Annotated in this window: 5 protein-coding genes; all 5 read left to right on the top strand. The window is 71.8% G+C overall.

Annotated elements, in window-relative coordinates:
- A partial coding sequence (locus H5T77_RS25225) for a helix-turn-helix transcriptional regulator (protein WP_292653363.1) occupies positions 1-2,339 on the top strand: 2,339 nt, incomplete at its 5' end.
- Between the two features lie 90 nt (positions 2,340-2,429).
- Positions 2,430-2,570: a hypothetical protein gene (locus H5T77_RS25220; protein ID WP_292653362.1), complete on the top strand. Its 141-nt coding sequence runs from the start codon at positions 2,430-2,432 to the stop codon at positions 2,568-2,570.
- A gap of 59 nt (positions 2,571-2,629) precedes the next feature.
- A complete protein-coding gene (locus H5T77_RS25215; protein WP_292653361.1) occupies positions 2,630-5,551 on the top strand; it encodes a helix-turn-helix transcriptional regulator in 2,922 nt (973 codons plus the stop codon).
- A gap of 69 nt (positions 5,552-5,620) precedes the next feature.
- On the top strand, positions 5,621-6,217 hold the full coding sequence (locus H5T77_RS25210; RefSeq protein WP_292653360.1) for a hypothetical protein: 597 nt from the start codon (positions 5,621-5,623) through the stop codon (positions 6,215-6,217).
- A gap of 51 nt (positions 6,218-6,268) precedes the next feature.
- Entirely contained in the window at positions 6,269-7,120 is an 852-nt protein-coding gene (locus H5T77_RS25205) for an aldo/keto reductase (protein WP_292653359.1), read from the top strand.
- Positions 7,121-7,211 lie beyond the last annotated feature (91 nt).

The following is a 7,211-nucleotide window of genomic DNA, read 5'->3' as shown; positions in this document are numbered from 1 at the left end:
ACGATCTCCACCGCCGCCACCCGCTGCGCCGCCAGCTCGCGGAATGGACCCGGCTGCCGTCCGTCGAGCGGGTCCATCTCGGGCGGCTCTCGGACGATGACGTACGCCTCCTGGTCGCCGAGCTCGCCGGCGATCTGGGGATCGACGTGGAGAGCGTCGTACGCCGCGCCGAGGGCAACGCCTTCTTCGTCGAGGAGCTGGTGCAGGCGGCCGGCACCGACGAGCTGCCCTGGGACCTCGCCGACCTGCTCTTGGTCAGGCTCGAGCAGCTCGATGCGACCGCCCGCGAGGTGGTCGACACCGCCAGCGCCGCCGGTCGCAACGTCAGCGACGAGCTCCTCGAGGCCGTCGCCGGCCTCGACCGGGCCACGCTCGACGCCGGGCTGAGGCAGGCGATCGAGCGCGCGATCCTGGTGCCGCGCGAGGACGGCTACTACGTCTTCCGGCACGCGCTGCTCGGCGAGGCGGTCTACGACGACCTGCTCCCGGGGGAGCGGGTCAGGCTCCATCAGCGCTACGTCGAGGCGCTGCGTGGCGATCTCGTGACCGGCAGCACGGCCGGGCTGGCCCGCCACGCTCGTCTCGCCGGCGACCACGAGACGGCACTCAGCGCCGGGATCGCGGCGGGAGACGAGGCGGCAGCGACCGGTGGTCCCGACGAGGCCTCCCAGCACTACCAGCAGGCGATCGCCCAGCTCGCCGGCCGCGCCGCCTCCGACCATGACACCCAGCGCCTCGTCGATCTGGTGGTCAAGGCCAGCGATGCGATGGTCGCCGCCGGGCATGCCGACCGGGCCGGGAAGCTGGCTCGTGAGCAGCGGGAGTCGCTTCCGCCGGACGCGCCCGGACTGTGGCGCGCGCAGCTGATGACGGTCGAGATCGAGACCAGCTTCGCCTACGTCAACGATGTCCAGGTGGGGGAGCTCGCCGAGGCGGCGATGGCCGCGCTCCCCGAGGACGCCCCGCCGCTGGTGCGAGCGCGTCTGCTCGCCGCGTACGCCCGGACGCTGATGATCTACCGCCGTCACGACGACGCCGAGAGGGCCGGCCAGGAGGCGCTGGCGCTGGCCGAGGAGCTCGGCCGGACCGGTCTCGCCGCGGAGGTCGCGGCGACCCTGGCCGGGACGTGGGGCCGCCCGCCGCAGCCCCGGATCGAGCCCCTCCGCGCGGCCGTGGCCAGAGCGGCCAAGGCCGGTGCGCTGCACCCGGAGCTGCGGGCCCGGATCCAGCTCGGCTACGCCCTCGACGCCGCCGACCGTCTCGACGAGGCCGGCGAGAACTACCGCAGCGCCTTCCTGCTCGGCGTCGAGCGGGGCGTGCCGTGGGCGCCGTACTCCTTCGACGCCCGGACCGCCTGGCTCGGCCACCTCTACAAGGTCGGCCAGTGGGACGAGGCGCTCGCGCTCACCGAGGCCTACGGGATCCCGCCGGCGCTGTCGCCGTGGCTGGAGGCCAACCGGTTGATGATCGAGCAGGACCGCGGCGCGGACCGCGGGGAGGAGGCGCGACGGCTGCGGCCGTCGTGGAAGCAGGAGGTCGCCACTGCGAGCGAGTCGGTGCCGGTGGAGATCAAGGCCGCCGGCGCGCGTGGCGATGTGGAGGCGATCCTCGAGGCCTACGACGCAGGCGTCGAGACCCTCGGCCGAACGTGGGGCCAGTGGTTCGGCGGCAACACCCGGCTCTCCGCCGTCGCCGTCGGCGCCATCAGCGCCGTGATCCCGGGGCTTCCGGCCGGCGAGCGCCGGCAGGTGCTGGCGCAGGTGGACCGCATCGTCGCTGCGGGCATGCGACCGGCCGAGGCGAAGCCGACATGGGGCCTGGAGGGCCAGGCGTGGACCGCACGCCTGGTGGCCGAGGGGCTCCGGGTCCACTGGCTGGCCGGCATCGACCCGCCCGAGCAGGAGGAGCTCGTCGATGCCTGGCGGGAGGCAGTGGCCGCCTTCCAGGTCTTCCCACACGTCCACGAGCTCGCCTGGTCGCGGGCCCGGCTGGCCGAGGTCCTCCGCGCGGGCGGTGACACCGCCGGCGCACGGCAGCTGGTCGACCAGGCCCGAGAGGCTGCGAAGCAGCTCGGCGCGGAGCCGCTGCTCGCGCACCTGCGTACGCTCGGCACGACGCCGCAGCGGTCGGGCGCCGGCCCGTCCGGCCGGCTCACCGCTCGGGAGAGCGAGATCCTCGCCCTCGTCGCGGCCGGGCGGAGCAACGGGGAGATCGGCACCCAGCTGTTCATCTCCACCAAGACCGTCTCGGTCCACGTCTCCAACATCCTGGCCAAGCTCGGCGCCTCCGGGCGCACCGAGGCGGCGGCCATCGGGCGGCGCCGTGGACTCGTGGAGTGACCCGGATCACGGCTGAATGAGGCACCTCTGACGTACGCCTAAGGCAGGCGCCTCATGCCCGGACCTACCTCAGGAGCCGAGTCTGGGTACATGACCTACAACACCCAGATCAGCTACGACGCCGAGCTGGCGTACCGCCGTCAGAGCATGCGCCGTGCGGCCGCCGCCGACCGGCTCGCCCGCCAGGTGAAGCGCCGTCGTCCGCGCCGGATGGACTCGATACACAACTGAGTCCTCGGACGACCGTAATGCAGGAGAATCCCGGGCCCGGAGGCGCGATGATAGAGGGCATGGCGCAAAGTGCTCGGTCCTTCGTAGGTCGCGACTCGGAGTTGCAGACCCTCACCGGGCTGCTCGGGGTGGCGTCGACGGGTGACACCCGGCGCCAGCACGTCCTCCTCGCCGGTGACGCCGGTGTCGGCAAGACGCGCCTGCTCACCGCGCTGCGCGACCGCGCGCTGACCGACGGCTGGCAGGTGCACGCGGGACACTGCGTCGACTTCGGTGAGAGCGCCGTGGCGTACATGCCGTTCTCGGAGATCCTCGACCGGATCGTCGCGGACCTGCCCGAGGTGGTCGAGCGGGTGGCGGCCGACTATCCGGCGCTGGCCAGGCTGAGGCCCGTACGCCGCGTGATGGGCGCCAACCCGGGCTCCGCCGCGGCAGGGACCGACCGGGGCCAGCTCTTCGACGCCGTCCACACGCTCTTCGAGGCGGCTGCCGAGAAGGCGCCGTTGCTCGTCGTGGTCGAGGACACCCACTGGGCCGACCAGTCCACCCGCGACCTGCTGACCTACCTCTTCACCCGGCCCTACGACAGCCCGGTCGCGATGGTCGCCTCCTACCGCGCCGACGACATCCACCGCCGGCACCCGCTGCGCCGCCAGGTGGGCGAGTGGGGCCGCCTGCCCGACGTCGAGCGGATCGTCCTCGAGCCACTCTCCGACGACTCCGTTCGGCGCCTGGTCCACGAGCTGGCCAGCGGAAAGGTCGACGCCGAACGTGTCGTTCGCCGCGCCGAGGGCAACGCCTTCTTCGTCGAGGAGCTGATCCAGGCCGGCTGCGACGAGGACCTCCCGGTCGATCTCGCCGACCTGCTCCTGGTGCGACTGGACCGGCTCGACGGCGCCGCCCGCAGCGTGGTCCGCACCGCCTCGATCGCCGGCCGCCGCGTCACCCACGAGCTGCTCGCCGCGGTCACCGAGATGAAGAACGACGAGCTCGACGACGCGCTGCGCACCGCGGTCGAGCAGAAGGTGCTCGAGCCGACCGGCTCGCGCTACACGTTCCGCCACGCGCTGCTCGCCGAGGCGGTCTACGACGACCTGCTCCCCGGCGAGAAGGTGCGTCTGCACGCCCGGTTCGCCGAGGTGCTGAAGGAGACCCCCGGGCTGGGCGCGGCCGCCGAGCTCGCGCTGCACGCCAGGCGTGCCGGCGATCTCGCGACCGCGCTGCGCGCGCGTATCGCCGCGGCCGAGGAGGCCCGCAACGTCAGCGGTGTGGGCGAGGCCGCCCACCACTACGAGAAGGCGCTCGGTCTCGCCGCGGACCCGAAGGTCGCCCAGGCGGCTGGGGTCGACCTGGACCGGGTCTACGAGCGGGCTGCCGACACGCTCATCCTCGCCGGCCTGCCCTCGCGCGCCGACGCGATCCTGGCCGAGCGGCTCGACGCGATCCCTTCCGGCCGGACGGTCGGCCGGGCGCTGCTGCTGGCGACCAGGGCCGAGGCGGCGTTCGCCATGGAGAACGGCGACCCGCTCACCTACTCCCGCGCTGCAATCGACGCGCTGCCCGACGACGCCGAGCCGAAGGTGCGGTGTGTCGTCCTGGCAGTGCGCACTCGGACGCTGGTGGCGTACCGCCGCAGCGAGGAGGCTGAGGCGGTCGGTCTGGAGGGCATCGAGATCGCCGAACGGCACAGCCTCTCCAAGCTCGCCTCCGACATGGCCACCAGCCTGTCGATGTTGAAGGTCCGCACCGGCCGCGGCGGCGGCGACAAGGTGGAGGGTTTCCGACAGGTGCTGCGCGAGACCATCGACCAGGCGCGGCGGGTCGGGTCGACGTACGCCGTCAGCCGGGGTCTGTTCACGCTCGGCCGCTCCTATGACGAGGCCGGGGACTACGCGGAGGCGCTGAGGTGGTTCCGGGCGGTGATCGACGCGACCGGCGGGGAGTCGCTGCAGTGGTCTCTCTACGCCGCGGGTGCCCGCGCCGACATCGTCCGGATCCAGATGGTGCTGGGGGAGTGGGACGAGGCGCTGGCGCTGACCGGCGGCAACCTGCCCGACGCGCCGCCGGTGCCGGTCGCGCTCCTCGACGTGCTCCGAATGATGATGGAGCAGGCGCAGGGAGCGTCGGTCGGTGAGGCGGCCGCGGCGCTGCGTCCGTACTGGACCCAGGAGGGCCTGATCGCGCTCTACGGCGCCACCGTGGAGATGGTCGCCGCGGGTCGCGCCGGGGACCATGCCGCCGTCTTCTCGATCTATGCCGACACCGTTGAGACGCTCTCCCAGTTCTGGACCGAGTGGTTCGGTGGCCGGGTGCGGCTGGCGGTCGTGGCAGCGTCCGCGATCGCGCAGATGCTGCCCTCGGTGCCGGCGGTGCAGTGGCCCGCCCTGGTCGAGGCCGTCGACGGGCTCCACAGCGACGGCGAGCAGGTGGTCGCGCAGTATCAGCCCGGCGAATGGGGTCCGGAGGGCCGTGCCTGGGCCGCTCGGCTGGAGGCGGAGGTGCTCCGTGTCCACTGGCTGGCCGGCATCGACGCGCCGCCCCAGGAGTCGCTGCTGGCGGCGTGGGCGCGCGCAGAGCAGCAGACCGAGGCCTACGGCGACGTTCCGGGTCTGGCCGCCGTGCGGACGACGTACGCCGTCATCCAGCGCGCCACGGGCGACGTCCCCGGGTCGCGGGGGACTGCCGACAAGGCCAGGGAGAGCGCGAAGCGGCTCGGGCTGCAGCCGCTGCTCGACGAGCTGAGGTCGCTCGGTGCGACCGCAGTCAAGCACCAGCAGGCGACGCCGACGGCCCTGACGCCGCGGGAGAGCGAGATCCTGACGCTGGTCGCGGCGGGACGCAGCAACGGCGAGATCGGCAAACAGCTGTTCATCTCGACGAAGACGGTCTCCGTGCACGTCTCCAACATCCTCGGGAAGCTCGGCGCGGGGAGCCGTACGGAGGCGGCCGCCATCGCGCGCCGCCAGGAGCTGATCAGCTGATTTCCTGGTGCCGGGTGAGAACGTGTGGCTGAATTGTCACCATCGCAGTTTCTGGGCTGAGGAGCGCATGTGAAGCAGGGGGAGCGGCATCCGATCGCGGCCGGAGTCACGGCACTGGTGGCGGTCGCCGTGGGGGTGGGGCTGATCGTCGGGATCGGGATGTTCGTCGGTGCCAACATCCTGGGTCTCGGTGGCGATGGCGCCGCCAGCGACCAGGCCACCGACCCGGACGCGGGCGCCTCGCTCTACGCGCCGTCGCCGAAGCCGACCAAGACGGCCACCGGCCCGGCGATCACGCTCGACGCCTCGCCCACGAGCGCTCCTGAGAAGAAGGCCGGCTCGGTCTCCGACTCCACGAGCTCCTCGTCCGTGGCCGTCGAGGAGAAGACCGCGAAGAAGATCACTCTCCAGGCCGGCATCGTCGAGGCGAAGCCGATGGAGCGGATCGACATCACCGGGATCTACCCCGGCGGCGAAGGTGCCATCCTCCGGCTGGAGCGGGACGAGGGCGAGGGCTGGGCGGAGTTCGGCATCCCCGACGTCTCGGTGACCGGCGAGCAGTTCTCCACGGTGATCCAGACCGGCCGGATCGGGAAGCACAGCTTCCGGATGAAGGACATCGACACCGGCACCTACTCCAACGTGGTGACGGTGACGATCGGCTGACGTCGGAGCCAAGGGTGGAATAGGTCGCGACTCACTTGGTTGTATGTAGGTATGACGGTTCCTACGATCAAGCTCAACGACGGCACTTCGATCCCACAGTTCGGTCTCGGCGTCTGGCAGGTTCCCGAGAACGAGACCGAGCAGGTTGTCAGCCAGGCCCTCGAGGTCGGCTACCGCCACATCGACACCGCGCAGATGTACCAGAACGAGGCTGGTGTCGGCGCCGCGCTGAAGACCGCCGGACTCGCCCGCGAGGACGTCTACGTCACCACGAAGCTCAACAACTCCCAGCACGACCCCGCCAAGGCCAAGGCATCGCTCGAGAGGTCTCTGCTGCTGCTCGGCCTGGACCATGTCGACCTGTTCCTGATCCACTGGCCGCTGCCGACGCAGTACGACGGGACGTACGCGAAGACGTGGGAGGCCCTCGTCGGTCTGCGTGAGGCGGGCCTGACCACCTCCATCGGCGTCTCCAACTTCCAGCCCGACCACCTCGACAAGATCGTCGCCGAGACCGGCGTCGCCCCGGCGGTCAACCAGATCGAGGTCCACCCCTACTTCACCAACGAGGCCGCCCGCTCCGCCACTCTCGCCCACGGCGCGAAGGTCGAGTCGTGGTCGCCGCTCGGTCAGGGCGGCGGCGAGCTCTCCGACCCGGTGGTCGCCGAGATCGCCTCCGCGCACGGCAAGTCGCCCGCCCAGGTCCTGCTCCGCTGGCAGATCGACCGGGGCGACATCGTCTTCCCCAAGTCCGTACGCCGCGAGCGGCTCGAGGAGAACCTGGCCATCTTCGACTTCGAGCTGAGCGACGACCAGATCGCCGCCCTCGCGGCTCTCGACAAGGGCGAGTCCGGCCGCTCCGGCCCCAACCCCGACACCTTCGACTGGATCCCGTCCTTCTGACCCGATCCCGCCGAGTCGGCCCGTCCTGACCCAAACACCCGCCGAGTCGGCTCGTTCTGACGAGCCGGCTCGGCGGAGTTTTCGGTCAGGA

Origin of the sequence: Nocardioides sp., from assembly GCF_014360585.1 — a bacterium.
Lineage (GTDB): Bacteria > Actinomycetota > Actinomycetes > Propionibacteriales > Nocardioidaceae > Nocardioides.
Note: the sequence above shows the minus strand (reverse complement) of the source record. Positions and strands in the feature narration are given on the sequence as shown.